24 protein-coding genes are annotated in these 26697 nt (G+C 73.2%); 11 read left to right on the top strand and 13 right to left on the bottom strand.

Going from position 1 to position 26697, the window contains the following annotated elements; genetic code table 11:
• Window position 1 precedes the first annotated feature (1 nt).
• Both GUY61_RS07455 and GUY61_RS07450 read left to right on the top strand, forming a co-directional pair.
• Window positions 2-1948 carry a fumarate reductase/succinate dehydrogenase flavoprotein subunit gene (locus GUY61_RS07455; RefSeq protein WP_166629267.1) on the top strand — a complete coding sequence of 649 codons (1947 nt, stop codon included), beginning with the start codon at window positions 2-4 and terminating at the stop codon, window positions 1946-1948.
• Window positions 1945-2691, top strand: a complete 747-nt coding sequence (locus GUY61_RS07450) for a succinate dehydrogenase/fumarate reductase iron-sulfur subunit (RefSeq protein WP_166629266.1) — start codon at window positions 1945-1947, stop codon at window positions 2689-2691. The genes GUY61_RS07455 and GUY61_RS07450 overlap by 4 nt, the downstream gene beginning before the upstream one ends.
• Before the next feature lie 113 nt (window positions 2692-2804).
• Here the strand turns inward: GUY61_RS07450 and GUY61_RS07445 are convergent, their stop codons facing one another.
• A complete protein-coding gene (locus tag GUY61_RS07445) occupies window positions 2805-3017 on the bottom strand; it encodes a hypothetical protein (RefSeq protein ID WP_166629265.1) in 213 nt (70 codons plus the stop codon).
• A gap of 121 nt (window positions 3018-3138) precedes the next feature.
• Window positions 3139-4740: a TROVE domain-containing protein gene (locus GUY61_RS07440; RefSeq protein ID WP_166629264.1), complete on the bottom strand. Its 1602-nt coding sequence runs from the start codon at window positions 4738-4740 to the stop codon at window positions 3139-3141.
• A gap of 463 nt (window positions 4741-5203) precedes the next feature.
• Here GUY61_RS07440 and GUY61_RS07435 point away from each other — a divergent pair, with 463 nt between their 5' ends.
• Window positions 5204-5692: a hypothetical protein gene (locus GUY61_RS07435; RefSeq protein ID WP_166629263.1), complete on the top strand. Its 489-nt coding sequence runs from the start codon at window positions 5204-5206 to the stop codon at window positions 5690-5692.
• A gap of 33 nt (window positions 5693-5725) precedes the next feature.
• Here the strand turns inward: GUY61_RS07435 and GUY61_RS07430 are convergent, their stop codons facing one another.
• From GUY61_RS07430 to egtA, 6 genes are all read right to left on the bottom strand, one after another.
• Window positions 5726-5941: a dodecin gene (locus tag GUY61_RS07430; protein ID WP_166629262.1), complete on the bottom strand. Its 216-nt coding sequence runs from the start codon at window positions 5939-5941 to the stop codon at window positions 5726-5728.
• 130 nt (window positions 5942-6071) lie between these two features.
• A complete protein-coding gene (locus GUY61_RS07425; protein WP_166629261.1) occupies window positions 6072-6722 on the bottom strand; it encodes an HAD family acid phosphatase in 651 nt (216 codons plus the stop codon).
• Window positions 6723-6799: 77 nt separating this feature from the next.
• The gene (gene egtD / locus GUY61_RS07420; protein WP_166629260.1) at window positions 6800-7780 is read right to left on the bottom strand and encodes an L-histidine N(alpha)-methyltransferase; all 981 of its coding nucleotides are present in this window, start codon (window positions 7778-7780) and stop codon (window positions 6800-6802) included.
• On the bottom strand, window positions 7777-8532 hold the full coding sequence (gene egtC / locus GUY61_RS07415; protein ID WP_166629259.1) for an ergothioneine biosynthesis protein EgtC: 756 nt from the start codon (window positions 8530-8532) through the stop codon (window positions 7777-7779). The genes egtD and egtC overlap by 4 nt, the downstream gene beginning before the upstream one ends.
• The gene (egtB, locus tag GUY61_RS07410; protein ID WP_166629258.1) at window positions 8532-9869 is read right to left on the bottom strand and encodes an ergothioneine biosynthesis protein EgtB; all 1338 of its coding nucleotides are present in this window, start codon (window positions 9867-9869) and stop codon (window positions 8532-8534) included. Before egtB ends, egtC begins: the two co-directional genes overlap by 1 nt.
• Window positions 9866-11233 carry an ergothioneine biosynthesis glutamate--cysteine ligase EgtA gene (egtA, locus tag GUY61_RS07405; protein WP_166629257.1) on the bottom strand — a complete coding sequence of 456 codons (1368 nt, stop codon included), beginning with the start codon at window positions 11231-11233 and terminating at the stop codon, window positions 9866-9868. Before egtA ends, egtB begins: the two co-directional genes overlap by 4 nt.
• Window positions 11234-11424: 191 nt before the next feature.
• Here egtA and GUY61_RS07400 point away from each other — a divergent pair, with 191 nt between their 5' ends.
• A complete protein-coding gene (locus GUY61_RS07400; RefSeq protein ID WP_166629256.1) occupies window positions 11425-12357 on the top strand; it encodes a TIGR02452 family protein in 933 nt (310 codons plus the stop codon).
• Between the two features lie 447 nt (window positions 12358-12804).
• Here the strand turns inward: GUY61_RS07400 and GUY61_RS07395 are convergent, their stop codons facing one another.
• Entirely contained in the window at window positions 12805-14235 is a 1431-nt protein-coding gene (locus GUY61_RS07395) for an amidase (protein WP_313896554.1), read from the bottom strand.
• Window positions 14236-14353: 118 nt separating this feature from the next.
• Here GUY61_RS07395 and GUY61_RS07390 point away from each other — a divergent pair, with 118 nt between their 5' ends.
• Window positions 14354-15391 carry a LacI family DNA-binding transcriptional regulator gene (locus tag GUY61_RS07390; RefSeq protein WP_166629254.1) on the top strand — a complete coding sequence of 346 codons (1038 nt, stop codon included), beginning with the start codon at window positions 14354-14356 and terminating at the stop codon, window positions 15389-15391.
• 104 nt (window positions 15392-15495) lie between these two features.
• On the opposite strand, the gene GUY61_RS07385 is transcribed toward GUY61_RS07390, so the two are convergent.
• Entirely contained in the window at window positions 15496-17148 is a 1653-nt protein-coding gene (locus GUY61_RS07385) for an IclR family transcriptional regulator C-terminal domain-containing protein (protein ID WP_166629253.1), read from the bottom strand.
• A gap of 181 nt (window positions 17149-17329) precedes the next feature.
• Here GUY61_RS07385 and GUY61_RS07380 point away from each other — a divergent pair, with 181 nt between their 5' ends.
• From GUY61_RS07380 to GUY61_RS07370, 3 genes are all read left to right on the top strand, one after another.
• Window positions 17330-18517 carry a thiolase family protein gene (locus GUY61_RS07380; protein WP_166629252.1) on the top strand — a complete coding sequence of 396 codons (1188 nt, stop codon included), beginning with the start codon at window positions 17330-17332 and terminating at the stop codon, window positions 18515-18517.
• Between the two features lie 4 nt (window positions 18518-18521).
• A complete protein-coding gene (locus GUY61_RS07375) occupies window positions 18522-19715 on the top strand; it encodes a 4-hydroxybenzoate 3-monooxygenase (protein WP_166629251.1) in 1194 nt (397 codons plus the stop codon).
• Between the two features lie 88 nt (window positions 19716-19803).
• Window positions 19804-21240, top strand: a complete 1437-nt coding sequence (locus GUY61_RS07370; RefSeq protein WP_166629273.1) for a benzaldehyde dehydrogenase — start codon at window positions 19804-19806, stop codon at window positions 21238-21240.
• 180 nt (window positions 21241-21420) lie between these two features.
• Here the strand turns inward: GUY61_RS07370 and trxA are convergent, their stop codons facing one another.
• Window positions 21421-21789, bottom strand: coding sequence for a thioredoxin (trxA, locus tag GUY61_RS07365; RefSeq protein ID WP_166629250.1), 369 nt, complete (start codon window positions 21787-21789; stop codon window positions 21421-21423).
• Window positions 21790-21951: 162 nt separating this feature from the next.
• Between trxA and GUY61_RS07360 the strand changes: the two genes are divergently transcribed.
• Both GUY61_RS07360 and GUY61_RS07355 read left to right on the top strand, forming a co-directional pair.
• Window positions 21952-23382 (top strand): NAD(P)/FAD-dependent oxidoreductase, encoded by a 1431-nt coding sequence (locus GUY61_RS07360; protein WP_166629249.1) that lies wholly within the window; start codon window positions 21952-21954, stop codon window positions 23380-23382.
• Between the two features lie 62 nt (window positions 23383-23444).
• On the top strand, window positions 23445-23690 hold the full coding sequence (locus tag GUY61_RS07355) for a hypothetical protein (RefSeq protein WP_166629248.1): 246 nt from the start codon (window positions 23445-23447) through the stop codon (window positions 23688-23690).
• A 71-nt stretch (window positions 23691-23761) separates the two neighbouring features.
• On the opposite strand, the gene GUY61_RS07350 is transcribed toward GUY61_RS07355, so the two are convergent.
• Both GUY61_RS07350 and GUY61_RS07345 read right to left on the bottom strand, forming a co-directional pair.
• Window positions 23762-25072, bottom strand: a complete 1311-nt coding sequence (locus GUY61_RS07350) for a methyltransferase (protein ID WP_166629247.1) — start codon at window positions 25070-25072, stop codon at window positions 23762-23764.
• A 152-nt stretch (window positions 25073-25224) separates the two neighbouring features.
• Window positions 25225-25596: a M48 family metallopeptidase gene (locus tag GUY61_RS07345; protein WP_166629246.1), complete on the bottom strand. Its 372-nt coding sequence runs from the start codon at window positions 25594-25596 to the stop codon at window positions 25225-25227.
• Window positions 25597-25690: 94 nt separating this feature from the next.
• Between GUY61_RS07345 and GUY61_RS07340 the strand changes: the two genes are divergently transcribed.
• Window positions 25691-26697, top strand: a 1007-nt coding sequence (locus GUY61_RS07340; RefSeq protein ID WP_166629245.1) for a pirin family protein, incomplete at its 3' end; no start/stop codon positions are given.

The following is a 26697-nucleotide window of genomic DNA, read 5'->3' as shown; positions in this document are numbered from 1 at the left end:
CATGCACCGATACACCGAGTACGAGGTCGGGGAACCGCTCGTCGACACCAAGGCCCCCGGCGGGCCGATCGCCGAGCGCTGGGACCGGCGCCGCTTCGAGGCCAAGCTGGTCAACCCCGCCAACCGCCGCAAGCACACCGTCATCGTCGTCGGCACCGGCCTCGCGGGCGGCTCGGCGGGGGCCACCCTCGCCGAACAGGGCTACCACGTCGTGCAGTTCTGCTACCAGGACTCACCGCGCCGCGCCCACTCCATCGCCGCGCAGGGCGGCATCAACGCGGCGAAGAACTACCGCAACGACGGAGACTCCGTCCACCGGCTGTTCTACGACACAGTCAAGGGCGGCGACTTCCGGGCCCGCGAGTCCAACGTCCACCGCCTCGCCCAGATCTCCGTCGAGATCATCGACCAGTGCGTCGCCCAGGGCGTGCCCTTCGCCCGCGAGTACGGGGGACTCCTCGACACCCGCTCATTCGGCGGCGTCCAGGTGTCCCGGACCTTCTACGCCCGCGGCCAGACGGGGCAGCAGCTCCTGCTCGGCGCCTACCAGGCGCTGTCCCGGCAGATTGCCGCCGGGAACGTGGAGATGCACGCCAGGACCGAGATGCTGGACCTGATCGTCGTCGACGGGCGGGCCCGCGGCATCGTCGCCCGCGACCTGATCACCGGGAAGATCTCCACCTACCTCGCCGACGCAGTCGTACTGGCCACAGGCGGCTACGGCAACGTCTTCTACCTGTCCACGAACGCCAAGAACTCCAACGCCACCGCCGTCTGGCGGGCGCACCGGCGCGGCGCGTACTTCGCCAACCCGTGCTTCACCCAGATCCACCCCACCTGCATCCCGCGCTCCGGCGACCACCAGTCCAAGCTGACGCTGATGAGTGAGTCGCTGCGCAACGACGGCCGCATCTGGGTGCCCAAGGCGCGCGGCGACGCCCGCCCGCCGAACGAGATCCCCGAGGACGAGCGGGACTACTACCTGGAGCGGATCTACCCCGCCTTCGGCAACCTGGTGCCGCGCGACATCGCCTCCCGCGCCGCGAAGAACGTCTGCGACGAGGGCCGCGGCGTCGGACCCGGCGGCCAGGGCGTCTACCTCGACTTCGGCGACGCCGTCCGCCGCATGGGCAAGCAGAAGGTCGCCGAGAAGTACGGCAACCTCTTCGACATGTACGAGCGGATCACCGCGGAGAACCCGTACGAGGTCCCCATGCGGATCTACCCGGCGATCCACTACACCATGGGCGGACTCTGGGTCGACTACGACCTCCAGACCACCGTCCCCGGCCTGTTCGCCGTCGGAGAGGCCAACTTCTCCGACCACGGCGCCAACCGGCTGGGCGCCTCCGCCCTGATGCAGGGCCTCGCCGACGGTTACTTCGTCCTGCCCGCCACGCTCAACGACTACCTGGCGCGCGGCGGTTACGAACCCGTCGGCCCCGACCACCCGGCGGTCACCGAGGCGGTCGCCGAGACCGAGGACCGGCTGAACCTGCTGCTCTCCGTGGACGGCGACCGCACCCCGGACTCCTTCCACCGCGAACTGGGCGAACTGCTCTGGGACGAGTGCGGCATGGCACGCGGCGACGCCGGCCTGCGCAAGGCACTGGAGCGCATCCCCGCGCTGCGCGAGGAGTTCTGGCGCCGGATCAAGGTGCCCGGGACCGGCCAGGAGCTCAACCAGTCGCTGGAGAAGGCCAACCGGATCGCGGACTACCTCGAGCTCGCCGAGCTGATGTGCCTCGACGCGCTCCACCGCACCGAGTCCTGCGGCGGGCACTTCCGCGAGGAGTCCCAGACCCCGGGGGGCGAGGCCGAACGCAAGGACGAGGAGTTCTCCTACGCGGCCGCCTGGGAGTTCCGGGGTACGGGCGCCGCACCCGTACTGCACAAGGAACACCTGACCTTCGAGTACGTACACCCCACTCAGCGGAGCTACGCGTGAACCTCACCCTGCGGATCTGGCGCCAGGCCGGGCCCGGCGACCCCGGCACCATGACCACGTACGAGGTCAGGGAAATCAGCGCCGACATGTCCTTCCTCGAAATGCTCGACACCCTCAACGAGGACCTGATCCTGCGCGGCGAGGAGCCCGTCGCCTTCGACCACGACTGCCGCGAGGGCATCTGCGGAGCCTGCAGCCTCGTCATCAACGGCGACGCCCACGGCCCGGAGCGCACCACCACCTGCCAGCTCCACATGCGCTCCTTCCGCGACGGCGACACCATCGACATCGAGCCCTGGCGCGCGGCGGCCTTCCCCGTCGTCAAGGACCTGGTCGTCGACCGGTCCGCGTTCGACCGCATCATCCAGGCCGGCGGCTACATCACCGCGCCCACCGGCGCGGCACCGGAGGCCCACGCCGCCCCGGTGCCGAAGCCGGACGCCGACTACGCCTTCGAGCACGCCGAGTGCATCGGCTGCGGCGCGTGCGTCGCCGCCTGCCCCAACGGCTCCGCGATGCTGTTCACCTCGGCGAAGATCAACCACCTCAACGTGCTGCCGCAGGGCGCGCCGGAACGCGAGACCCGGGTGCTCGACATGGTCGCCACCATGGACGCCGAGGGCTTCGGCGGCTGCACCAACACCGGCGAGTGCGCGGTCGCCTGCCCGAAGGGCATCCCGCTGCCGTCCATCGCCGCGATGAACAAGGAGTGGCTGCGGGCCACGAGAAAGGCCAGGCGCTGAGCGCCTCCTGTTGGCCCGGTACGTCACCCGCGGGTCCGCCGCCGGTCGTGGTCCACGGCCGGCGGCCGTCGCCGTCGGCGGGCCGCCGACGGACGGACCGGCCCGGGGCGCGCTCAGAGGCCGGCCGGACTCCAGCGGAGCAGGGCGATGCCGGCGGCCCCGCGGAGATCGACGCCGTCGCGCTCCACGGTGAAGGAGGCCCTCCGGTCCCCGAGGGAGAGGAAGGGGTCCGATCCGCTCGTCGAGTCCCCGCTCGCGCCCGCCCAGTCGTTCCCCGTACCGGCCCCCCGGTTCCTGCGGTGCTGATCAACAACACGGGGCAGCATGGTCTCGGAATCTTGCGTTCCCGTACCCGGCCCGTGGCGGTTCCGAGCCGGGAACCGGCGCCCCCGTGGCCGGAGGGTGTCGTCCACGCGGGCCGGCCTGGACCAGGCCGTGTCTTTCGGATCAGGCCAGATCGGCGGTCCATGGCCAAGCGGCCTCGCGGCCGGCCTCGATGAGGCCGACCATCCGGAACGCGGCGTCCGTCAGGCCGCCGAAGGTGTGCCGGTGGGGGCCCGTGGGGCCGTGGGCGGGCCGGTACCCCGCCAGGTTCCACGTGTAGACCGGGATGTCGCCCGGGACCGGTTCGGCCGGCCCGCCGGGGCCGTAGGGGGCGGCCTGCTCGTCGGTGACGATCAGGACCCGGTCGTGCTCCCGGTAATGGGTCCGCACCGCCTTCGTGGTGTTGGTGCCTCCGAGACTGTGGAACCGTTTCAGCACCTCGAGTACCGGCTCGCCCGGCTCGAACGGCACCTCTGCGCTGCTCCAGCCGAACTCCACCAGGTCCGCCTGCTCGGCACGCATGGCCAGCGCGGTGCCGAACACGGCCGCCGCGTCCGCCCGGGTCAGCTTGGACCGCTCGGAGACGTTGTCCCAGAACATCGAGTCGGAGCGGTCCACCAGGATCAGAGTCCGGCCGGGCAGGGGCGGCACGTTGGCCAGGGAGTGGCCCAGTGCCCGTTCCAGCGCGGCCGCCCAGCGCTGCGACGGCGCGTGCCGGTGGGCGGCCAGGTAGCGGAAGGGGAACTGCCGGGACCGGGTGACCTCGGCGGCGTCCGAAAGCCGTGCGGCGACCCGGGCCGCGACTTCGTCCGAGACCCCCGCCTCGTCGAAGTTCCGCAGGTTCCGCAAGAGCGCCATCGGCGCCATCGTGGGGATGACGGCTTCCCAGACGGCGGCGTCCATCGGTCCGTGGAGCCAGCCCGCCAGGGCCTCCCATGTCATGCCCGCCGCGGCCAGCCGCTCGGAGCCGCCCGGCCCGTTCACCACCGCCCGCCGCTCGTCCGCAGCCGACTCCATCAGCGCCCGGTGGGCGGTCAGCAGGCGGTCGGAGGCCGGCGGAACCGCCTGCTCGGGGTGGTGGCGGCGGTCCAGGGCGTACCGGAAGAGCGCGCCCTGCCAGGGCTTGTCCGGGTCGGGGGAGGCGTGCACCAGGTTGAGCACGTCGCCGAAGCGGAAGCCCTTGGCCGCGGTGTCGTACTTGAGCAGGGACCGGGACGTGTACAGCCGGCGTACGCCGTCGGCGATGCCCCGCTTCACGGGCTGCGGCACGTTCCGCCCGTGCACCGAGACCCAGTGGGCGAGCAGCTCGCCGGGCTCGTCGGCGCGCTGGAGCACCGAGTCGATCACGGACCGGTTGGACGGGCCTCCGGACGCCCCGGCCCCGAGCCGGGCCCGGACGTACGCGGCGGCGCCCACCAGGGACGCCGTGCGCATGTTGCCCTCGCCGCGAAGCCAGCGCAGCAGGCCGGCCGTCCACACGGGGTCCTGGACAGCGAGTTGACCGACGAGACGGGCGTACCGGTCGTCCCGCTCCTCACCGCTCTCGTAAAAGGTGCGCTGGGAGACGAAGTTGCCGACCGCAAGGAGGAAGAGCTCCTCGCGGGGCTCCCGGACGAAGGCCGGGCCGCCCTCGTAGGTGCGCAAGTCCGGCCCGGCGGGCCCGTGGTGGAGCCGCGGTGGGGGCAGGGAGCGGGCGGCCGCCGAGACGTGCGGGGCCACGAGCATCTCGGACCAGATCTTGGAGACGCGTGGGGTGTGACGAGGCAGCGAATCCCCCTGGATTCAAAGGATGGGACAGCCCCGGCGACGGGGCGAAGGCGCCCGCGCCTGCCGGGATCAAGGTGGGCGGCGGCGTCACTTGGTTGTCAGAAGGAAGTAGCCGCAGCCGAGCGCATCGGAGGCGCGGTCGCGAGGCAAACCTACAAGGGCCACCGGGCCGCACACCAGCGATTAACGCAGGCCCGTTCTCGGGCTCCGACATGGGCGCCGTTGGCCCCGGGGAGGGAGGGCGGTGCGGGGCACACGAAAGCGTGCCGACCCGGTGCTGGTGGCCCTGCCGCCCAGTGATCCGAGTGGGAGATTCGGCGGCAGTGGGCGGCGACCCGGTCGAGGGTCCCGTCTGCGGTTTTCGTCCGGACGAAGGGCGGACTCATTCCCGACCAGCGACAGATCTCCTAGGCTGGCCCGCGTGGACGACACCCTCCGGCCACTGGCCGTGTTCGACCTCGACGGCACGCTCGCGGACACCGCGCACCGGCAGCACCTCCTGGAGCGCCACCCGCGGGACTGGAACGGGTTCTTCGCGGCGGCCAGGTACGACACGCCGCTGGAACAGGGCGTCCGCCTGCTGCTGGAGAGCGCGCGGGACTGCGAGATCACCTATCTGACCGGCCGCCCGGAGCGGTGCCGCAAGGACACCGCCGTGTGGCTGGAGCGGTACGGGCTGCCGCCGGGCCGGATCTGGATGCGACGCAACGACGACCGCCGCCCCGCCCGTCACACGAAGATGGACGTGCTGCGGCGGCTGGCGGCACGGCGCGAGGTGCGGGTGCTCGTCGACGACGACGAGTTGGTGTGCGAGGCGGCGGAGCGTGCCGGCTTCCGCGTCGTACGGGCCGGCTGGGGCCGTACCTCCCCGGCGCTGAACGCCGCCCAGGAACGCGAGGGGCGGACCTGACGGGCGCCCCCGGCCGGTCGGTCGATCGGCCGGTCAGCCGGCCTCCTCGAGCCGGAAGCCGACCTTCAGACACACCTGGTAGTGCTCGATCTCGCCGTTCTCGATATGGCCGCGCACCTGACTCACCTCGAACCAGTCGAGGTTGCGCAGGGTCTGCGAGGCGCGCCCGATGCCGTTGCGGATGGCCTGGTCGATTCCCTCGGTGGAGGTGCCGACGATCTCGGTCACCCGGTACGTGTGGTTCGACATGAACGGCTCCCTGGGGTGGGGCAGGTTTCTCATTCCACCGTGCCCCACCCGGGCGCGGCGCGCGAGACGACAGGCGCGGGCGCCGCGCGCCCGCGCCTGCGCGCGGGCCGCGGGAGCGTCCGGTACGGCGTCAGGACAGCGCGCCGTCGTAGTCGGGCAGCTTGAACGTCCGCTCGGCGTGGCCGCCGACCAGGTCCGTGGAGCGGTTGCCGACGTTGGCGATGATGGTGTAGCCCTGCGCCTCGATCTCCGCGCGCTTGCGGGTCTTGTACTCGCTGACCTCGTCGAACAGGTCCGGCAGATCACGTACGTACAGCCCGTCGAGGGGGTAGCCCTCCGACTTCAGGTTGTACTTGGTGAGGCTGTGGATGATGCCGGGCCTGGCGGTCACGAAGAACACCGCGGCACCACGGGACTTGGCGTACGTGGCCAGTTCCAGCGACGCCTGGACCGCGGGTGTCGGCAACTCGTACCACTCGTGGAAGTCGGTCTCCAGGGTGGTGTTGTCCACGTCGAAGACGATCGCCGTCTTCTCGCCCGAGGCGTTCGCGGTGCGCTGCTCGACATAGGGGAGCGCCTGGTCGATCACGGCCCGCACATCGCGCTGCCAGGCGGCGTAGTCGATGTCCGCGGCGGCGGCCGCTGTGCCGGTGGTCGCCGCCGCGGCCGTGGACGTCGTGCCGGCCGCGGCCGGGGCCGCCGTGACGGCGGGAACCCCCACCGCGAACGCCACGACGGCCGCGGCCGCACCGAGCCGGTGACGCGCTCCTCCACTCGCCATGCCTGCTTCCCTTCCCTCGTCGGATGCCTGATGGTGGCATGTTCACGACGGGAAGTGGAGAGGCGGGGACGAGGAAATTACCGATCGGTAGCCGTATGCGGTACGGACAGCGACAATGCGAACCGGCCCTCGGAGTCCGTCCACCAGTGAGTCAACTCGAGCTTTGCGGCCGCCAGTTCGGCGCGCACCCCGTCCTTCCTGAACTTCGCGGAGACTTCGGTTCGCAGCTCCTCCCCGGCCGCGAAGTCCACCGTCAGGTCCAGATCGCGGATCTTCACCGTGAGGTCGTGACGGGCCCTCAGCCGCATCTCGATCCACTCGTTCTCGCGGTCCCACAGGGCCACGTGCGCGAAGTCGGCCGGGTCGCAGTCCGCGCCCAGCTCCCGGGCCAGCACGGACAGGACGTTCTTGTTGAACTCCGCGGTCACGCCCTGCGCGTCGTCATAGGCCGCGACCAGCGTCGCCTCGTCCTTGACCAGATCCGTGCCCAGCAGCAGCGCGTCCCCGGGCTCGAGCAGCGCGCGCAGCGAGGAGAGGAAGACCGCCCGCTCGGCGGGCGGCAGATTGCCGACGGTGCCGCCGAGGAAGGCCAGCAGCCGCGGCCCGGGAGTGCCGGACGGCAGCACCAGGCCCTGCTGGAAGTCGGCGACCAGCGCGTGGACGTTCAGCCCCGGATGCTCGGCGAGCAGTACCTCGCCCGCGCCCTTCAGCGCGGAGTCGCTCACGTCGACCGGAACATAACTGTCCAGGTCCGTCAGCTCCTCCAGCAGGTGCCGGGTCTTGTCGGAGGAACCGGAGCCCAGCTCGACCAGGGTGCGGGCACCGGTGACGGAGGCGATCTCGGCGGCGCGGGTGAGCAGGATCTCCCGCTCCGCCCGCGTCGGGTAGTACTCGGGCAGCCGGGTGATGTCCTCGAACAGTTCGCTGCCCCGGGCGTCGTAGAACCACTTGGGCGGCAGCGTCTTGGGCGTACGGGTCAGCCCGTGCAGGACGTCGGAGCGCAGCGCGGCGTCCATGGCGTCCTCGGGCAGGGTGCGGGTGATGCGAAGCGGACTCACGCGGCGGGCTCCTTGAGCGGGGTCAGAAGTACGTCGGTGCGGGTGGCGGCCAGCAGACTGCGGTCCTGCACCTCCTTCCAGTGCGGATCGTCGTCGTAGGGCTCGGAGGCGACGACGGTGCGTCGGCCCGGCTCGGAGAGGTACCAGAGCGTGTCTCCCCAGGCCGTCGCGGCGATCGTCTCCCCGTCGGTCAGCAGCAGGTTCAGCCGGGACGACGGGGTGGCCTCGGCGAGTTCCAGCACCGTGTCGGCCAGCGCCTCGGCCGGGGTGTCACCGCCCCGCAGCCGGTGCAGGACGAGCGCCCAGACGAACGCCGAGTCGTTGCGCGCCTCCATCGTGAGCAGCTCGTCGACCGGCATCGCGGCGGCCAGCGGCGCCACCGAGCGCGGCCATCCCCGCAGCGCGCCGTTGTGGCTGAACAGCCAGGGCCCCGACGCGAAGGGCGCCGCCGCTGCCTCCCCGTCGGCGCCCGGCTCGGTCGCGTCCCGCACGGCCGCGAGCAGCGCGCCGGTGCGCACCACCCGGGCCAGGTCCATGAACGACGGGTCGGCCCAGACAGGACCGCCCCTGCGGTACCTGCCCGGCACCGGGTCGCCCTCGGCGTACCAGCCGACGCCGAAGCCGTCCGCGTTCACCGTGCCGTACCGCTGCATCCGCGGCGCCCACGCCTGCTTGAGGAGCCCGTGCGGCGGTTTCACCAGCAGCTCGCCGAACGGCACATCGGGCCCCAGATAGGCCAGGTGACGGCACATCAGCCAAGCTCCGGACCGGCGTCGCGTGCCGTGCGGAAGCCGGAGAAGATCTGCCGGCGGACCGGCAGGTCCCAGTTGCGGAAGGTGCCCCGGCAGGCCACCGGGTCCACCGCGAAGGAGCCGCCGCGCAGCACCTTGTAGTCACCGCCGAAGAAGACCTCGGAGTACTCCTTGTACGGGAACGCCGTGAACCCCGGGTAGGGCAGGAAGTCGCTGGACGTCCACTCCCACACGTCCCCGATCAACTGCCGCACACCGAGCGGCGAGGCACCCGCGGCGTAGGCTCCCGCCTTCGCCGGGCGCAGGTGCCGCTGCCCCAGGTTGGCGTGGAGCGGCGTCGGGTCCTCGTCGCCCCACGGGAAGCGGGTCGACCGGCCGCTCACCGGGTCGTGCCGGGCCGCCTTCTCCCACTCGGCCTCGGTCGGCAGTCGGCGCCCCGCCCAGCGGGCGTAGGCGTCCGCCTCGTGCCAGGAGACGTGCAGCACCGGCTCGTCGTCGGGGACCGGCTCCACCACGCCGAACCTGCGGCGCAGCCACAGGCCGCCCTCCTCGCGCCAGAACAGCGGTGCGCGCAGGCCGTGTTCACGGACGTACGCCCAGCCGTCCGCCGACCACCAGCGCGGCTCACCGTAGCCGCCGTCCTCGACGAAGCGCAGGTACGCGCCGTTGGTCACCGGCGTGGTGTCGATCCAGAACGGGGGCAGTTCGGTGCGGTGGGCGGGGCGTTCGTTGTCCAGGGCCCACGGCTCCGTGGACGTGCCCATCGTGAACTCGCCGCCCGGTACGAGGACTTCGGCGGGCAGGTCCACCGCACCCGGCTCCTCGGGATCGGGCGCGGTCAGCGCTGCCGGGCCGCGTCGCAGCTGATGGGTGATCAGCATGGTCTCGTCGTGCTGCTGCTCGTGCTGGGCGACCATCCCGAAGGCGAATCCAGCGTCCAGCAGCGAGCTGCCGCGCAGCGGCACGGACTCCAGCAGGTCGAAGACCCGGCCCCGGACCTCGGCCGTGTAGGCGCGTGCCTGGTCCGGGGGCAGCAGCGGCAGTGAGGGGCGCTCGGCACGCGGGTGCTCGAACGCGTCGTACAGCGGGTCGATGTCCGGGCGCATGGCCTCCCGGCCGCCGACCGCCCGCAGCAGCCACTGCTCCTCCTGGTTGCCGATGTGGGCCAGGTCCCAGACCAGAGGCGACATGAGCGGGGAGTGCTGTGCGGTCAGATCGCGGTCGTCGACGCAGGTGGTCAGGGCGTCGGTGCGTTCCCGTGCCGCGGCCAGGGTGGTCAGCGCGCGCTGCCGCAGGTCCTCGGTGTCGGCGTCGCCGGCATCGGTGCGGGTGGTCATGTGCGGTTCCTCTCCCCGTGGGTGCCAAAGATCCCGGGCTCGCCGGAGGTCCCGGGCGCGCCCGGGCCGCCGGCGTTCCGTGAAACGGTGCGGAGCAGCTCGTCGGCGGGACAGAGCCCGCGCTCGACGAAGCGCTCGGTGTACGCGCCCACCGCGTCCCGTACGGCGGTCGAGGCACCGAGCCGCGGCAGCGCCTCGACGGCGGCGGCGAAACAGACCCGGGCCGCTTCGAGCAGCCCCGGCGCGGCGAGACCCACCCGCGCGGCCGACAGCCACAGCGGGTTGCGCGGCGCGGGGCCCGGGCCGGCCAGCTCCGCGAGCGGCTTCACCGCCCGGTAGGCCGTCTCGGTGGCCGCCGGGTCCTCGAACAGGGCCGCCGCCACCGCCAGCGGAACGATCCAGCCGTCCTCGCCCGGCTGCGCGTCGATCATGCGCAGCTCCAGGTGTCCGCGCGGTCTGACCGGCGGGAACAGCGTGGTGATGTGGTATTCGACATCCTCCCGGGTCGGCGGACGGTGCAGGCCGTGGCCGTCGCGCGTCCAGTCCCGCAGCATCAGACCCTTCCGCGGAACCGTCCAGGGCCCCTCGGGGCTGCGTACGCACATCACGGGCGTGTCCAGGACGTGCGCGACCCAGGACTCACGCGGGTCGGCGCCCTCCGCGGGCGCGAGGGAACGGTGGGTGTCGATCGACGCCCAGTGCGCCTGCCGGGTCGACAGCCAGCCGGTGGGACGCCCGCCGCGCAGCGGCGAGTTGGCGAACGCCGCGACGAACACCGCACCCAGCAGATGTGCCAGCCGCCAGCGGCGCGCATGGCCGAGCGGGCCCGGTTCCTCGTGGCCCGCGTCCAGACACACCTGCACGGACGCGGAGTTGCACATCATCTCCCGCCCGGCCGGACCGTGCCGGTCGAAGTACGCCTCCATGGCGGCGTACCGGGGCTGGAGCAGGAAGCGTCTGGGAGAACGCCAGGGATCTTCGCCCAGTCCCGCCGGGCGAAGACCGCGCTCCCGCAGCGCCGTGCGCACCAGGCGCAGATCGGCGGAGGTGGCCTCGACGCATTCCATCAGGGAGGAGGCCGGCAGGGAGCTGATCTCGAGCTGCCCGCCGGGCTCGAAGGTGAGCGGGGAGCCGAGCGGCAGTTCCCGCAGTTCGGCGAAGGCCGCTTCGAGGCGGTGGAGCGGTACGGGCTGTTCCGGTCGGTCGAGGTCGTGCACGAGCCATTCGAGCTCCACCCCGATGACGCCGGGCGGGCCGGTCTTGAAGCAGATGCCCCTGATCAGGGCCTCCGCCTCCTCTTCGCTGATCGCCTTGCCGGCTTCTGCCCCGGCAAGGGCGGCTTCGGCACAGCCGCCGTTCTTCATGGCCGGATCCTCCTGTCGAGGGTCGGGACCGTCGGGCCGTGCCCCGGTCCGGTGGGGCCGGGGCGCACCGTCCCACCTAAACCCGGCTTCCCGGCTCGCACAAGAGTGCCCAAAGGGCGCACGAAAACGCTGTTGCGCCCGCGGTGCCCCAGGACGGACGATCTCCGTATGCACGGCACGGGGGAGTGGCGATGAGCGCACGGCTGCGGAACATCGCGCAGCACACCGAGAAGATCGTCGCGACGGGACGGTACACGGGACCGGCAGGCCGGGACGTGTCCATCGCCGCGGCGGTGGCCCAGGCACGGGACGGCACCAGGATGCACGGGCCGGACCCCGTGCCTCTGTCCCAGCCCCAGCTTCAGCCCGCGTCCGCAGCCGCATCCCCGGTCGTGCCCGGGTCCGGTTCCGCCTCCGCGCCGGGGGCCGGGGGGCTCGCCACCGCGCGGCACACGGTCGTCGAGGTCACCGGCGAGAGCAGCCTCGAAGCGGCACGCCGGCTGGTCGTCGTGCGGGATGGCCAGGGGAGCGCGCGGGGGCCGGTGGCCGTGCTGAACTTCGCCTCGGCGCGCAACCCGGGCGGCGGCTTCCTGAACGGTGCCCAGGCGCAGGAAGAGGCGCTGTGCCGCGCCTCCGCGCTGTACACCTGCCTGCTGCGCGCCCCCGAGTACTACGAACACCACCGCGCCGAGCGCAGCGCGTTCTACAGCGACCGCGTCATCCACTCCCCGGCCGTCCCGGTCTTCCGCGACGACCGGGGCGAGCTCCTCGACGAGCCGTTCCCGGTGGGCTTCCTGACCTCTCCCGCGCCGAACGCGGGAGTGATCCTGCGGCGTACGCCGGAGCTCGCGCACCTCATACCGGCGGCGCTGCTCTCGCGCGCCGAAAGGGTGCTGGAGGTCGCGGCCGTGCACGGCTACCGCCGGCTCGTCCTGGGGGCCTGGGGCTGCGGGGTGTTCCGCAACGACCCGGCCGTGGTCGCCGACGCCTTCCGTACGCACCTGACCGGCGGCCGCTTCGCGGGGCGGTTCGACCACGTCGTGTTCGCGGTGCTCGACCGGAACCCCGACTCGCCGGCCAGGGCCGCGTTCCGCGCGGCCTTCCCGGAGCGGCTCCCGTCGTAACGGGGGTCCGCGCCCCGCCGGGGGGCGTGCACCCGTCCCGCCTCGCGGGGCCGGGGCCCGTGGGGCGCGGTCGTCTCCTCCGAACAGGCGGTCACGCCCTTCACCGTAGGTCCGTCCGGCCCGTCCCGCAGGGCGGGCCGGCCACCCGGGCAGGCCCTCGACGTACGCCTGCGCCCGCCTCGCGCCCCGTCCGGAGTCCCGGCACGCGGCCCCCGCGGTGACGGCCGAACGGGTTGTTGCGCCTCCCGGGGCCCTGATCCGCGGGGCGCACGGTGCTCCGCGTCCCCCGTGGAGCGGTCGCGCCGCGTGCGGGGCCGTTCCGCGCGGCCCGGTCCGGGCGGGCGCGGATCACGGTGGGGGCGGCCCCTTTGGCAGCGGCCGCGGGTGGGGGGCCGCGGAACACCGGCCGCCGTGACCGGCGCCGCACCCGGACCGGGCCGGACCGGGTCAGGCCGGATCACCGGACGACTGGGGCCGTTGGGGCGTTGGTGGGCGGTGGTCGGACCAGCGCCGGTCCGCCTCCAGCTGGGCGGCCAGGGAGATCAGCAGGGGTTCGCTTCCGGCGGGGCCCAGGAGCTGGGCACCCACGGGCAGGCCGTCCCCGACGAACCCCGCGGGGACGTTGACCCCCGGCCAGCCCAGCACGTTCCACGGCCACGCGAACGGACAGGCCGCCATCATCGTCCGGTCGGTGCGCAGCCCGGACAGCCCCGCCATCGATCCGATGAGCGGCGGCGGCACCGCCGTCGTGGGCGCCAGGACGACGTCGAAGCGCTCGAATGCCTCGCCCACCTTCCGCTGGAGCGCGGCCTCGTGACGCCGGGCCAGCCGCAGCGGTCCGCCGCCCAGCACCCTGCCCATCCGTACGGCGCTCCGGGTGCGCGGATCGAGCAGCGCGGGGTCGGGGACGCGCGAGGCCCAGGTGCGCACACCCGCCGTGGCCCGGGGGACGAAGGTCAGGCCGACCGGCCCGAACCGGAGGTCGTGCTCGACGACCTCGTGGCCGAGGGCGGCGAGCCGTTCCGCGAGCGCGGTCACCGCGCTCCGGATCGCCGGGTCCAGCCGGACCGGGGCCAGGGTGAACGCGGTGCGCAGCGAGAGGGCGATCCGCAGCCGGCCGGGGTCCCGGCCGACGGCGGGCAGCGTCCGCAGCGGCGCCGGCCGGTGAAGGTCCCCCGGGTGGCTTCCGCTCGCCGCGTCCAGCAGCAGCGCCGCGTCCTCCACCGTCCTGGCGAGTACGCCGTTGCACGTGATGCCGTTGAAGGACTCGGCCTCCGGCCAGGTGGAGATCCGCCCGCGCTGCGGTTTGACGCCGACGAGGTGGGTCCAGGCCGCCGGTATGCGTACCGAGCCCGCGCCGTCCGAGCCCAGCGCCGCGGGCACGAGCCCGGCCGCGACGGCGGCGGCCGAGCCGCCGGACGAACCGCCGGGCGTGTGCGCGCGGTTCCACGGGTTGCGGGTCGCCCCGAACGCCGGGCCCTCGGTGAAGGGCCACTGGCCCAGCTCCGGCGTATTGGTCTTGCCGACGATCACCGCACCGGCCGCCCGCAGCCTGCGTACCGCCTCCGCGTCCGCCGTCTTCGGCGGGAAGTCTCCGGGGCAGCCGAAGGCGGTCGGCTCGCCCGCGACGTCCATGTCGTCCTTCACCGCGACCGGAACGCCGAGCAGCGGCAGCCGCTCACCGGCCGCGAGCCGCCGGTCGGCCTCGTCGGCCTCGGCGAGCGCCGCGTCGGTCCGCACGACGCGGAAGGCGTTGAGGGTGCCCTGGGTGGCCTCGATGCCGCTCAGCGCACGCTCGGTCAGTTCCCTCGACGTGAACGTGCCGGCGGCCAGCGCCCTCGCGCTGTCCGCCAGTCCCGCGAACGCGACACCCGCCACCGGTCCTCCCCCACGCCCGTAAGTTACCGCTCGGTCAACCGCACAGTAGCCGGGGGCGGTTCCGTTGTGCCATCCACCGAATTCGGTCCGCGGACGCTCTGGAAGGATGCGGACCGCGATGAACCGGACACCCGAACCCCCCATGCGCGCCCGTGTGACCGAGCGGGCCGCCCCCACCAGCGCGGACGTCGCCCGGCTGGCCGGGGTGTCGCGCGCCACCGTCAGCTACGTACTCAACGACACCGAAGCGGTGCGCATCAGCGAGGCGACCCGGCACCGGGTCCGTGCCGCGGCCGAGGAACTCGGCTACGTGCCGCACGCCGCCGCCCGCAGTCTGCGTGCGGGCAGCACCAGAATGGTGCTGCTGCCCGGCGCCCACATCCCGCTGGGGCCGCTGTACGGGCGCTTCCTGGCCGAACTCCAGTGGGCGCTCAGGCGGTTGGACTACACCGTCGTGCAGTACGGCACCATCGGCATGAGCGGCGACGAGGCGGCCCGCGCCTGGGCGGAGCTGCGCCCGGTCGCGGTGCTCTCGTTCGGTGAGCCGGGGCTGACCGCGCACGGCGTGGAGATCCTCAAGCGGTCGGGCGCCCGCGCGGTCGTCACGCTGGGGCCCGAACCGGTCGAGGGCGCCCGCCTGTTGCACGCCGACCAGGCCGCGATCGGCCGCTGCGCCCTCGAGCACCTGGTGGAGCGGGGCCGGCGGAGGATCGGGGTGGTGGTGCCGCAGGAGCCGGGCCTGGAGGTCTTCTCGGCGCCCCGGCTGGCGGGGGCGCGCGAAGTGGCCGACCGCAGTGGCGTGTTCATCGAGCCGCTGCCGCTGGCGTACGAGGAGGAGCCGGCCTCGCTCGCCGCCCGGCGGGCACGTGAGATCGGGCTGGACGCGGTGTTCGCCTACAACGACGAGTACGCGGCCCTGCTGATGCGCGCCCTGTGCGACGAGGGTGTCGGCGTGCCGGGCGACATCGCTGTCATGGGCGCGGACGACCTCCTGCTCGGCCGTCTCCAGCGCCCCCGCCTCAGCACGGTCCACCTCGATCTCGTGACCGGTGAGGCGCTCGCCTCGCTCGTCGACACCGCGGTCCGCGACTCCTCCGCCGACCTCGGCAGCACCACCCTGATGACGGCGTACGCGGTCCGCCGCGCCTCCACCTGAGCCGAGCGCTCCGCCGGAAGCCCGGCGCGCCGGCCGCGGGTCCGCCCCGGTGCCGGTGCGGCGGAAGGGCGGTCCAGGGCGGCGGCAGGGCGGCCGCCCCCGTGTCAGGGCGGCGGCAGGGCCCGGCCGTACGCCACGGCACGCAGGTCGGACTCGATGTGGGCGGCCGTCTCACGCAGCGCCGGCAGCAGGGCGTCCACCATGTCCTCCGGCGTGCCCCGGCCGGAGTGCTGGGCGAGGTTGAGGGCGGCGACGACACGGCCGCTCGCGTCGTGGACCGGCACCGCGAGAGAGCGCAGTCCCTCCTCCAACTCCCCGTCCACCAAGGCGTACCCCCTCCGCTCCGTCTCCTCGACGATCCGGGCGAGCCGGGCGGGCGAGGTCACCGTGCGGGAGGTCGGCGGCTCGGGCAGGACGCGGGGCAGCCGGACCGCCCGCTCCTGCGGACCGAGGCCCGCGAGCAGGACCCGGCCCATGGAGGTCGCGTACGCCGGGAAACGGGTCCCGAGCCTGATGTTGACGCTCATGATGCGGACCGTGGGCACCCGGGCGACGTACACGATCTCCTGCCCGTCCAGCACCGCCATGGACGCCGACTCGCCCACGCGCTTGACCAGTTCGGCCATGTGCGGTTGCACGAGCTCGGGAAAGCCGCGATCCGACAGCGAGGCGTAGCCGAGTTCCAGCACCCGCGGCAGCAGCCGGAACCGCCGGCCGTCGCTCGCCGCGTAGCCCAGCTGCTCCAGGGTGAGAAGCGACCGTCGTGCCGTGGCCCTGGCGAGCCCCGTCGCCCCGGCCACGGCGCTCAGGGTCATGCCCTCGTCCCGCCCGGCGCCGAGCGCGGTGAGCACGGACAGCCCGCGGGCCAGCGACTGGAGATAACCGGGCCCCGGCTCCGCGCCCTCGGGCCGCAGCAGCGCATGACCGCCGGGGGACGGGTCGGGGGCCGCCCGGTGTGCCGCGAGCGCCGCCTCGCACTCGCCCGCCGCTTCCCTCAGCCGGGTCAGCACCGTCTCGCGCAGCGAGTCCGGGTCGTAGCGGCTCGTGTGGCTGACCACGCTCACCGCGCACACGGCCTGCCCTTGCGGGCCGCGCACCGGCACGGCCACGGCCAGCAGCCCGGGCTCGATCAGCTGGTCGTCACCGGCCCAGCCGCGCCGCCCGCACTCGGCGGACAGCTCCTCGAACCGGTCCGCGCAAGGGGCCGGGCGCGGTGGCACGGCGGGGAAGCCCCGGTCCATGGGGTCGGCCGCGCGCCGCTTCCGCCAGGCGGCCCAGGTCCGCTCGTCCCACTCCGCGGCGAACAGGGCCCCCGGGGCGCAGCGCTCCGCCGGAAGCAGGTCGCCGATGCGGAAGGCGAGGGACATGGTCCTGCGGCGTACGGTCTGGAGGACGAACCGCACGCCGTCGCCGTCGGGGACGGCGACCGACACCGACTCGTCGAACTCGTCGGCGAGTCGCTCGGCGAGCGGCCCCAGCGCCTCCGGGATCCCGGAGGCGGACAGATAGGCGCCGCCGAGCCGCATCGCCTGGGGCGCGAGCTCCGCCTCCCGCCCGTCACTGCTCACGAGACCCAGCGTGCACAGCGTCGCGACGGCCCGGTCGACGGTGGAGCGGGCCAGCTCCGTGCCGCGCGCCAGCTCGCTGTGGCGCAGCCTGCCGCCGTCCGCGCGGCCGAGGGCGCGCAGCACGGCGAGCCCGCGCTGGAGCGGGCCGACGGTGTCGTCGGGGGCGGGCTGCGGGGCGGTGTCCGGCATGGCTGCTCCAGGCTGGGTGCTCGCCGACCGTTGACAGCGGGCGGCGTGCGGCAGAGACTTCGAGGGGGCAAGTATGAACATAAGTTCACTGGGCGAACAACCCCCTGGGTGTCACGCCGGGCGGCACCGCCCGGACCAGTCCCTTGCCATCCGCTGAGATCCGGCCGCAGGAGAGACCCGTATGAGCATCCGCGACGTGTACATCGTCGACGCCGTCCGCACCCCCATCGGAAAATTCGGCGGCGCCCTCGCCTCCGTACGGCCCGACGATCTTGCCGCGCACGTGGTCCGGTCCCTGGTGGAACGCACCCCGGACCTCGACCCCGCCCGCGTCGAAGACGTGTTCTTCGGTGACGCCAACGGCGCGGGAGAGGACAACCGCGACGTGGCCCGGATGGCCGTCCTGCTCGCCGGACTCCCCGTCTCCGTGCCCGGCGTCACCGTCAACCGGCTCTGCGGCTCCGGCCTCGAAGCAGTCATCCAGGCCGCCCGCGCGGTCGCCCTCGGCGACGCCTCGGTGGTCATCGCCGGCGGCGTCGAGTCCATGTCCCGCGCGCCCTGGGTGCTGCAGAAGCCCGAGCGCGCCTACCCCGCAGGCCACCAGCAGCTGCACTCCACCACCCTCGGCTGGCGCATGGTGAACCCGCGGATGCCCGCCGAGTGGACCGTCCCACTCGGCGAGGGTGCCGAGCTGATCGCCGACAAGCACGGCATCAGCAGGGAGCAGCAGGACGCCTTTGCCCTCGAGTCGCACGGCAAGGCCGCCGCGGCCTGGTCGCAGGGCCTCTACGACAACGAGGTCGTGCCCTACGAGGGCGTGGACCTGACCCGCGACGAGTGCATCCGCGAGTCCTCCACCATGGAGGCGCTGGCGAAGCTGAAGCCCGCCTTCCGCAAGAACGGCGGCACGGTCACCGCCGGCAACTCCTCCCCGCTCAACGACGGTGCGGCGGCGCTCCTGATCGTGGACGAGGAGGGCCTGCGCGCCACCGGCCGGGAGCCGCTCGCCCGGATCCGCGCCTCCGCCGTCACCGGCATCGAGCCGCACTTCTTCGGGCTCGGCCCGGTCGAGGCCGTACAGAAGGCCCTCGCCAAGGCCGGTCGCGGCTTCGGCGACCTCACCACCTTCGAGCTCAACGAGGCCTTCGCCTCCCAGTCCCTCGGCTGTCTCGCCGAGTGGCCGGAACTCGATCCTGCCGTCGTCAACCCGCGCGGCGGGGCCATCGCGATCGGTCACCCGCTCGGCGCCTCCGGAGCCCGCCTCGCCGGGTCCGTGGCCCACCAGCTCGCCGCCGCCGGCTCGGGCACCGGCCTTGCCGCGCTGTGCATCGGTGTCGGCCAGGGCCTCGCCCTCGTACTGGAGCGCTGATCCGATGAGAACCAAGGTCGCCGTCATCGGCGGCGGGCCCGCCGGGCTGCTGCTCGCCCGGCTGCTGCACAACGCCGGCATCGACTGCGTGGTGCTGGAGAACCGCACACGTGAGTACGTCGAGCAGCGCCAGCGCGCCGGAATCCTGGAGCAGGGCACCGTCGACGTCCTGCGCGAGGCCGGGGCCGGTGGGCGCATGGACCGCGAGGGCATGGTCCACCACGGCATCGAGCTGCGCTTCGACCGCCGCGGCCACCGCATCGACTTCCCCGCCCTCACCGGCGGCCGCTCGGTGATGGTGTACCCGCAGACCGAGGTCGTGAAGGATCTGATTGAGCGTCAGCTCGCCGACGGGCCGCCGCTGTTCTTCGAGGCCGAGGCCCTCGCGGTGGAGAAGCCCGATTCCGGGCAGCCCCTCGTCAGGTTCCGCCACGAGGGCCGTGAGCAGACCCTCGACTGCGACTGGGTGGTGGGCGCCGACGGCTTCCACGGCATCGCCCGGGCCACGATCCCGGACGAGGTCCTCAGGACGTACGAGCGCACCTACCCGTTCTCCTGGCTGGGGATCCTCGCCGACGTGCCCCCGTCCTGCGAGGAACTGATCTACGCACGGCACGCCCGGGGCTTCGCCCTGCACAGCATGCGCTCGCCCAGCGTCTCCCGGCTCTATCTCCAGGTGCCCAACGGGACCGATCCGCGGGACTGGTCCGACGAACGCATCTGGGACGAGCTGGAGACCCGCTTCGAGTTGGACGGCGACTGGACGCTCCGGCGGGGCCCCATCACGCAGAAGTCGGTGACGCCGATGCGCAGCTGGGTCACCGAGCCGATGCGGCACGGCAGACTGCTACTGGCCGGGGACGCGGCGCACATCGTGCCGCCGACCGGAGCCAAGGGGCTCAACCTCGCCGTCTCCGACGTCACCCTGCTGGCCCGCGCCTTCACCCACCTCGCCCGCACGGGATCCACCGAACTCCTCGACGCCTACAGCGACTTGTGCCTCAAGAGGGTCTGGCAGGCGACACGTTTCTCCTATGACATGACTACGATGTTGCACGCTCAACCGGATGAGAGCGCCTTCGAACACCATGTGCAGCTCGCGCGCCTGCACCGCATCGCGGACTCGCCGTCCGCCGCGGCCGAGCTCGCCCTGAACTACGTGGGGCTGCCCCTCGACCAGCCTGTTCGAGGAGCCTGAGCACGACCGGGCCGCGGGGGCGGCCCGAGCACCGCCGAGCCACGAGCACCATCGAGCCACGAGCACCACTGAGCCAATGGAGATCCTCATGTCCCTGCTCGACCCGAAGACCTGGCAGCCCCGGGGACTGTCCGGTGGCGAAGCCGCCGTCCTCGAGCCCGCCACGGGGGAGAGCCTCGCGAGCTACGTCCTGGCCACCCCGGACGACGTCACCTCCGCCACCGAAGCCGCGGCGGCCGCGCAGACCGCGTGGGCACGCACCCCGCACTTCGAGCGTGCCGCCGTGCTGCGCCGCGCCGGCGACCTGTTCACGGCGCACGCCGCCGAGTACAAGGACTGGATCGTCCGGGAGTCCGGCTCCATCCCGGGCAAGGCCGAGTTCGAGCTGCACGTCGCCGCCCAGGAGTGCTACGAGGCCGCCGCCCTCGCCTCCCGCCCCACCGGACAGGTTCTCCCCAGCGAGGCGCCCCGGCTCTCGTACACCCGGCGCCTCCCGGTCGGCGTGGTCGGCGTGATCTCGCCGTTCAACGCGCCGCTGATCCTGTCCATCCGCTCGGTCGCCCCCGCCCTCGCCCTCGGCAACGCCGTGATCCTCAAGCCGGACCCCCGCACCGCCGTGGTCGGCGGCCTGGCCGTCGCGGCGGTCCTCGCCGAGGCCGGGCTGCCCGAGGGGCTGCTGCACGTCCTGCCCGGCGGCGCCGACGTCGGCCGGGCTCTGGTCACCGAGCCCCGCATCCCCGTCATCTCCTTCACCGGCTCCACCGCCGCGGGCCGGGCGGTCGGCGAGGCGGCCGGCCGCGCCCTCAAGCGCGCCCACCTCGAACTCGGCGGCAACAGCGCGCTCGTGGTACTGGAGGACGCCGACATCGACGCCGTCATCTCCACCGCGGCCTGGGGCTCCTTCTTCCACCAGGGCCAGATCTGCATGACGACCGGCCGCCACCTGGTGCACGCCTCGCTGTACGAGGAGTACGTCGACCGGCTGGCCGCCAAGGCCGACTCCCTCGCCGTGGGCGACCCGTACCGCGAGCAGGTCCACCTCGGGCCGATCATCGACCGGAGCCAGCTCGACAAGATCCACGGCCTGGTGACGGCCAGCACCGCGATGGGCGCCAAGCTCGCCGCGGGCGGCACGCACGAGGACCTCTTCTACCGGCCGACGGTGCTGGCGGGCGCCGACGACGAGACCCCCGCCTATGCCGAGGAGGTGTTCGGCCCGGTCGCGCCCGTGCGGCCCTTCAGCACACCCGACGAGGCCGCCGCCCTGGCCGCGGCCGGCCCCTACGGGCTCTCCCTGGGCATCGTCACCCGTGACACGGCACGCGGTCTCGAACTGGCCGACCGCATCCCCACGGGCATCGCCCACATCAACGACCAGACGGTCAACGACGAGGCCGTCGCGCCCTTCGGCGGCATCGCGGCCTCCGGCACCGGAGCGCGGTTCGGCGGCGAGGCCAACATCGAGGCGTTCACGGAGCTGCGCTGGACCACGGTCCGGGGCGACGTGGCCGGCTACCCGTTCTGAGCCCTCCGGCGGGATTCCCCGGGCCCTCCGGGCCCCGAAATCCCCCGTCCGCCCCCGGGAGCCACCGGGGGCGGAAAGACAAAGGGCGCCCCGCGGCCGTCAGGGCCGTGGGGCGCCCGTGTCACTGGTCCGTCCGGTGAGGGGTACGGCGCGTCGGCGTGCCCGGTGGGGGCTGCCGCGTCACTTCTGTTCCGCCTCGGCGATGGACTTGCGGACCTCGTCCATGTCCAGCTTCCTCGCCTGGCCGATGACGTCCTCCAGGGCCGCCTCCGGCAGCGCACCCGGCTGGGCGAAGACCGCCACGTTGTCGCGGACGATCATCAGCGTGGGGATCGACTGGATCTGGAAGGCCGCGGCCAGCTCCGGCTGCGCCTCCGTGTCGACCTTGCCGAACAACAGGTCCTCGTGGCGCTTCGCGGCGCCCTCGTAGACCGGGGCGAACTGGCGGCAGGGACCGCACCAGGACGCCCAGAAGTCGATCAGGATGAAGTCGTTCGCCGAGACGATCTCGTCGAAGTTCTCCTTGGTCAGTTCAACGGTGCTGGTCATGCCATGCCTTCCCGTCATCTGGGCGCCGGACACCCCGCACAACGGCGCATCCGCCCGACCTATTCCGACTGCCCATGTGGCCCCGGGGCACTCCCGCCGCCACACTGATCGGTGGGGGACCGACCACGGCCCGCACCAGCGAAGCAGGGGAGCTGACGCACGATGACGACGGTGGCCGAGGAGTTCGACGTGGTGGTGCTGGGCGCCGGGCCCACGGGCGAGAACGTCGCCGACCGCACCCGCGCCGCAGGGCTGAGCACCGCGGTGGTGGAGAGTGAACTCGTCGGCGGCGAGTGCTCGTACTGGGCCTGTATGCCGAGCAAGGCGCTGCTGCGGCCGGTCAGCGCCCGTTCGGACGCCATGAAGGTCCGGGGCATCGGCCGCGGTGCCGCCGATCCGCTGGACGCCGCCGCGGTCCTCGCCCGCCGTGACCACTTCGCCTCGGACTGGAAGGACGACGGCCAGGTCGCCTGGCTGGAGTCCACCGGCGCGCGCCTCTTCCGCGGCCAGGGCCGGCTGGCGGGACCCCGGAAGGTCTCCGTGGTCGGCCCGGAGGGCGAGAAGCACCTGCTGACCGCACGGCACGCAGTGGCCGTCTGTACCGGCAGCCGGGCCGCGATCCCCGACCTGCCCGGCATCCACGGGGCCAAGGTGTGGACCAGCCGTGAGGCCACCAGCGCGCGCACCGTCCCCGGCCGGCTCATCGTCGTCGGCGGGGGAGTGGTGGGCGTCGAGATGGCCACCGCCTGGCGGGCCCTCGGCTCCGAGGTGACCGTACTGATCCGCGGCGAGCGGCCGCTGCCCCGCATGGAACCCTTCGTCGGCGACCTGATCACCGAGAGCCTCAAGGAGGCCGGCTGCGACGTCCGCACCAACGCGACGGTGAGCGCGGTCGTACGGGACGGGAACCGCGTCACCCTCACCCTCGACGACGGCGAGCTCGTCGGGGCCGACGAGGTGCTGTTCGCCACCGGCCGGGCACCGCGCACCGACGACATAGGCCTGGAGTCCGTCGGCATCGAGCCCGGCTCCTGGCTGGAGGTCGACGACAGCTGCCAGGTACACGGCAGCGACTGGCTGTACGCGGTGGGCGACGTCAACCACCGTGCGCTGATGACCCATCAGGGCAAGTACCAGGGGCGGGTGGCGGGCGCCGCGATCGCCGCCCGCGCCCGGCTCACCCCGATCCTGGAGACCGACCCCTGGGGCGCCCACGCGGCGACCGCCGACTCCGCCGCCCTGCCCCAGGTCGTGTTCACCGACCCCGAGGCCGCCTCCGTGGGCCTCACCGCCGAGGCGGCGGAACGCGCCGGGCGCCGGGTCCGGGCCGTCGACTACGACCTGGGCTCCGTCTCGGGCGCCGGTCTCTACGCGGACGGCTACCGCGGCCGGGCCCGGATGGTCGTCGACCTCGACCGCGGAGTGCTGCTCGGCGCCACGTTCGTCGGTCCCGGCGTGTCCGAACTGCTCCACTCCGCCACCGTCGCCGTCGCCGGGGAGGTCCCCGTCGAACGGCTCTGGCACGCCGTGCCCGCCTACCCGACCATCAGCGAGGTGTGGCTGCGGCTGCTCGAGACCTACCGTGATCAGTAGGAACAAGGCCTGACCACCGGCGAGAAGGCGGATCAGGAGACGCAAGAAGGGAGGAGGCGCGCGTGACAGAGAGCCAAGTACCGCACATCGCGGTCCCCCCGATCACCGTGCTGGGTGTCCAGCCCGGAGAGCCCCCGTTCCGCATCGTCGAGATCGGCGGCGAACTGGCCGGGAAGGCCACGTCGGTCCTCGACGTCATGGAGATCGCCCACCGGGCGGGCCTCGGCCACCTCGACCTGGACGACCCCGATGTCGTCCGCTGGGTCGGTGGGGACAAACACACCTGGACGCACTTCCACTGGCGGTGACCCGGGCACCGGCCCGGGCCTCCGCCCCGCGGGGCCGGCGTCCGGGTCACCGCCCGGGCCGCGGCTCCGGGTCACCGCTGTCTGCGGGCCTTGAGGATCACGAATTTCGGGTTGCTCGCGACGACCTCGCAGTTGCCGAAGAGCCGCCGCAGCCGCACGTGGTACCCGAGGTGACGGTTGCCGACGACCCACAGCTCCCCGCCGGGTCGCAGGGCCCTGCGGGCGCCGGAGAACATGCGGCGGGCCGTGTCGTCGGTCGTCGCGCGGTGCGAGTGGAAGGGCGGGTTGTTCAGGACCAGGTCCACGCTCGAGTCCGGGACGCCGGACAGACCGTCGCCGACGAGGAACTCCGCCCCGCGCGCCGGGCCCCGTGCGCCGGTGCAGGCGCGGAAGGTGGCCTCGGCCGAGGCGACCGCCTGGAAGGATTCGTCGACGAAGACCACCTCCGCCTCCGGACACGCCAGCGCCGCCGCCGTACCGACCACCCCGTTGCCGCAGCCGAGGTCGACGATGCGCTGCGGTCCCCGGAGCCGCGGCAGGTGCTGGAGGAAGAACCGCGTACCGATGTCGAGCCGTTCGGCGCAGAAGATCCCGGCGTGATTGGTGACGGGGAGACCGGAGACGGGGCCGGCGCCGGGCGGGAGCGTGTGGACCAGCGGCCAGGGGCTGGGGACGCGCGGCAGCGCCGGGTCGGGGGTGCAGAGGATCAGCCGGGCCTTCCTCACCGCCAGGGAGGTACGGGTCGGGCCGATGGTCCTCTCGAACAGCTTCAGCGTCGAGGTGTGGATCTCGGTGACCATGCCCGTGCCGACGACCACGGTGCGGGGGTGCACGGCGGGCGCGAGACGGTGCAGCTGGTCCTCCAGCAGCGCGAGGCTCTTGGGGACCCGGACGAGCAGGACGTCGATCCGTCCGGGCGGGGTCTCGCGGGTGGACAGCAGCTTCACCGGCCCGCCGTCCCCGTCCCTGTGGCTGTTCTCGTCCCCGACGCCCGGGACGAGGCCGTTGCGGGCCAGATTCGCCCGGGTGGCCTGCTGCGTGAGGAAGGAGTCGGTGATCTGCACGAGCCCGGAGACCGGTGCCGGGGCCGCGTCCTGCGCGGGGGCCGTGCCTTCGGCGGGACCGGGGACCTCTGCGGAACCGGCGGCCTGTACGGGACGGTGTGCGGCGAGCGCGGTCGTGAGGGCGCCCCACCGGTCACCGACCACGGCCACGGTGCCCGACAGATCGACGGGGGCGGCCGTGTCACCGTCCCCGGCGAGCCCGGCCAGGTGCCGCAGCAGATACGTGTCGGCGGCGTCCCAGGCCCGGAGCCGGTCGCGCGGGTCCTCGGGGAAGCGGGCGAGTTCGAACTCGCCCCATGACGTGGTCAAACGGTTCATCGTGGCCCCAGGCTAGCCCGCCCGGGCCGTGCCCCCGCATTCCCGGGTACCGACCCCCGGGAATGCGGTCGCACAGGCGCACGCCCGCACCGCCTCACGGCTCGTGCGCCTGGCCCCGTGCGCCCGCGTCACCGCCCGAGGGGGCGGCGCGCTCAGTGCGTCGGCTCGGGGAACTCGCCGCCGAGCACGGCCGCCAGCCGCAGGTGCCGCGCGGCCTCCTCGGGACGGCCCTGCCGCTCCAGCGTGCGGCCCAGCATCAGCCGGGCGTACCGCTCGACGGGGTCGCGGTCGAGTACCGCGCGCAGTTGCTCCTCGGCCCGGCGCAACTGCGCGGAGTGGTAGTAGGCACGGGCCAGCAGCAGGCGGGGTCCGACCTGCTCGGGCGTCTCCTCGACCACGCTGTGCAGCACCCTGGCCGCGTCGGCGTACTCCTTCGCCCCGAAGAACAGCTGTGCGCGCTCCCAGCGCTCCGCCGCCGTACCGTGGGTGAGATAGCTCCGTGTCCGCTCCTGCCGTTGCCTCATGCCGTCCTCAGCGACCCGAAGCAGTTTAATATTCCACAATCTCTATTCGTGTGCGGCACGCCGCGCGAGTGACCGACAGGCATAGGTTGTGAGCATGAGCAATCTGGATCGCCAGGCCGTTCCCACTGTCTGCGGCGGGCGGGGCTTCGTCGTGGCGGAACCGGTGCGGGAACTCCTCAGCCCGCGCCGCGTGCAGCTGGGGGAATCCACCGAGGTCCGCCGGCTGCTTCCCAACCTCGGCCGCCGCATGGTCGGCGCCTGGTGCTTCGTCGACCACTACGGGCCCGACGACATCGCCTACGAGCCGGGTATGCAGGTCCCGCCCCATCCCCACATGGGCCTGCAGACGGTCAGCTGGCTGCACGAAGGGGAGGTGCTGCACCGCGACAGCCTCGGCAGCCTGCAGACGATCCGCCCCCGCGAACTCGGCCTGATGACCTCCGGGCGGGCCATCTCCCACTCCGAGGAGAGCCCGAAGCACCACGCGCGCTTCCTGCACGGGGCCCAGCTCTGGGTCGCGCTCCCCGACGCGCACCGCCACACAGAGCCGCACTGGCAGCACCACGCCGACCTGCCCGTCGTCACCGCGCCCGGCCTGACCGCCACCGTCCTGCTCGGCTCCCTCGACAGCGCGGCCTCACCCGGCACGACGTACACGCCCATCGTCGGCGCGGACCTCGCTCTCGCCGCCGGTGCCGGGGCGCGGCTGCCCCTGGAGCCCGACTTCGAGTACGCCGTGCTGTCCATGTCGGGCGAGGCCGAGGTCGACGGCGTGCCCGTGCTGCCCGGGTCCATGCTCTACCTCGGCTGCGGCCGCTCCGACCTCCCGCTGCGCGCCGTCTCCGACGCCGGGCTCATGCTGCTCGGCGGCGAGCCCTTCGAGGAGGAGCTCGTGATGTGGTGGAACTTCATAGGCCGCACCAGCGAGGAGATCGCCCAGGCCCGTTCGGACTGGATGAACGGCGAGCGCTTCGGCCGTCGCCCCGGCGCAGTACACGATGTTGGCGAGTTCCGACGCCGAGCCGAGCACGCCCTCGCTGACCAGGAACCCGGCGGCGAGCGCGAAGTCGTCACCGGGCGTGCGCATGGTGACGGCGAGGG

Source organism: Streptomyces sp. GC420, assembly GCF_009916105.1.
GTDB lineage: Bacteria > Actinomycetota > Actinomycetes > Streptomycetales > Streptomycetaceae > Streptomyces.
The sequence above is the reverse complement of the archived record's forward strand: the minus strand, read 5'-3'. Positions and strand labels throughout refer to the sequence as shown.

What these genes read in the sequence shown, in the direction of transcription:
- GUY61_RS07400 (WP_166629256.1), top strand. Translation starts at nt 11,425, where the DNA reads ATGAGCGCACGGCTGCGGAACATCGCGCAGCACACCGAGAAGATCGTC.
- GUY61_RS07425 (WP_166629261.1), bottom strand. Translation starts at nt 6,722, where the DNA reads ATGGCGAGTGGAGGAGCGCGTCACCGGCTCGGTGCGGCCGCGGCCGTC.
- GUY61_RS07350 (WP_166629247.1), bottom strand. Translation starts at nt 25,072, where the DNA reads ATGAACCGTTTGACCACGTCATGGGGCGAGTTCGAACTCGCCCGCTTC.
- GUY61_RS07345 (WP_166629246.1), bottom strand. Translation starts at nt 25,596, where the DNA reads ATGAGGCAACGGCAGGAGCGGACACGGAGCTATCTCACCCACGGTACG.
- GUY61_RS07440 (WP_166629264.1), bottom strand. Translation starts at nt 4,740, where the DNA reads ATGCTCGTGGCCCCGCACGTCTCGGCGGCCGCCCGCTCCCTGCCCCCA.
- GUY61_RS07430 (WP_166629262.1), bottom strand. Translation starts at nt 5,941, where the DNA reads ATGTCGAACCACACGTACCGGGTGACCGAGATCGTCGGCACCTCCACC.
- GUY61_RS07370 (WP_166629273.1), top strand. Translation starts at nt 19,804, where the DNA reads ATGTCCCTGCTCGACCCGAAGACCTGGCAGCCCCGGGGACTGTCCGGT.
- egtC (WP_166629259.1), bottom strand. Translation starts at nt 8,532, where the DNA reads ATGTGCCGTCACCTGGCCTATCTGGGGCCCGATGTGCCGTTCGGCGAG.
- GUY61_RS07385 (WP_166629253.1), bottom strand. Translation starts at nt 17,148, where the DNA reads ATGCCGGACACCGCCCCGCAGCCCGCCCCCGACGACACCGTCGGCCCG.
- trxA (WP_166629250.1), bottom strand. Translation starts at nt 21,789, where the DNA reads ATGACCAGCACCGTTGAACTGACCAAGGAGAACTTCGACGAGATCGTC.
- GUY61_RS07380 (WP_166629252.1), top strand. Translation starts at nt 17,330, where the DNA reads ATGAGCATCCGCGACGTGTACATCGTCGACGCCGTCCGCACCCCCATC.
- GUY61_RS07455 (WP_166629267.1), top strand. Translation starts at nt 2, where the DNA reads ATGCACCGATACACCGAGTACGAGGTCGGGGAACCGCTCGTCGACACC.
- egtA (WP_166629257.1), bottom strand. Translation starts at nt 11,233, where the DNA reads ATGAAGAACGGCGGCTGTGCCGAAGCCGCCCTTGCCGGGGCAGAAGCC.
- GUY61_RS07445 (WP_166629265.1), bottom strand. Translation starts at nt 3,017, where the DNA reads ATGCTGCCCCGTGTTGTTGATCAGCACCGCAGGAACCGGGGGGCCGGT.
- GUY61_RS07390 (WP_166629254.1), top strand. Translation starts at nt 14,354, where the DNA reads ATGAACCGGACACCCGAACCCCCCATGCGCGCCCGTGTGACCGAGCGG.
- egtB (WP_166629258.1), bottom strand. Translation starts at nt 9,869, where the DNA reads ATGACCACCCGCACCGATGCCGGCGACGCCGACACCGAGGACCTGCGG.
- GUY61_RS07375 (WP_166629251.1), top strand. Translation starts at nt 18,522, where the DNA reads ATGAGAACCAAGGTCGCCGTCATCGGCGGCGGGCCCGCCGGGCTGCTG.
- GUY61_RS07360 (WP_166629249.1), top strand. Translation starts at nt 21,952, where the DNA reads ATGACGACGGTGGCCGAGGAGTTCGACGTGGTGGTGCTGGGCGCCGGG.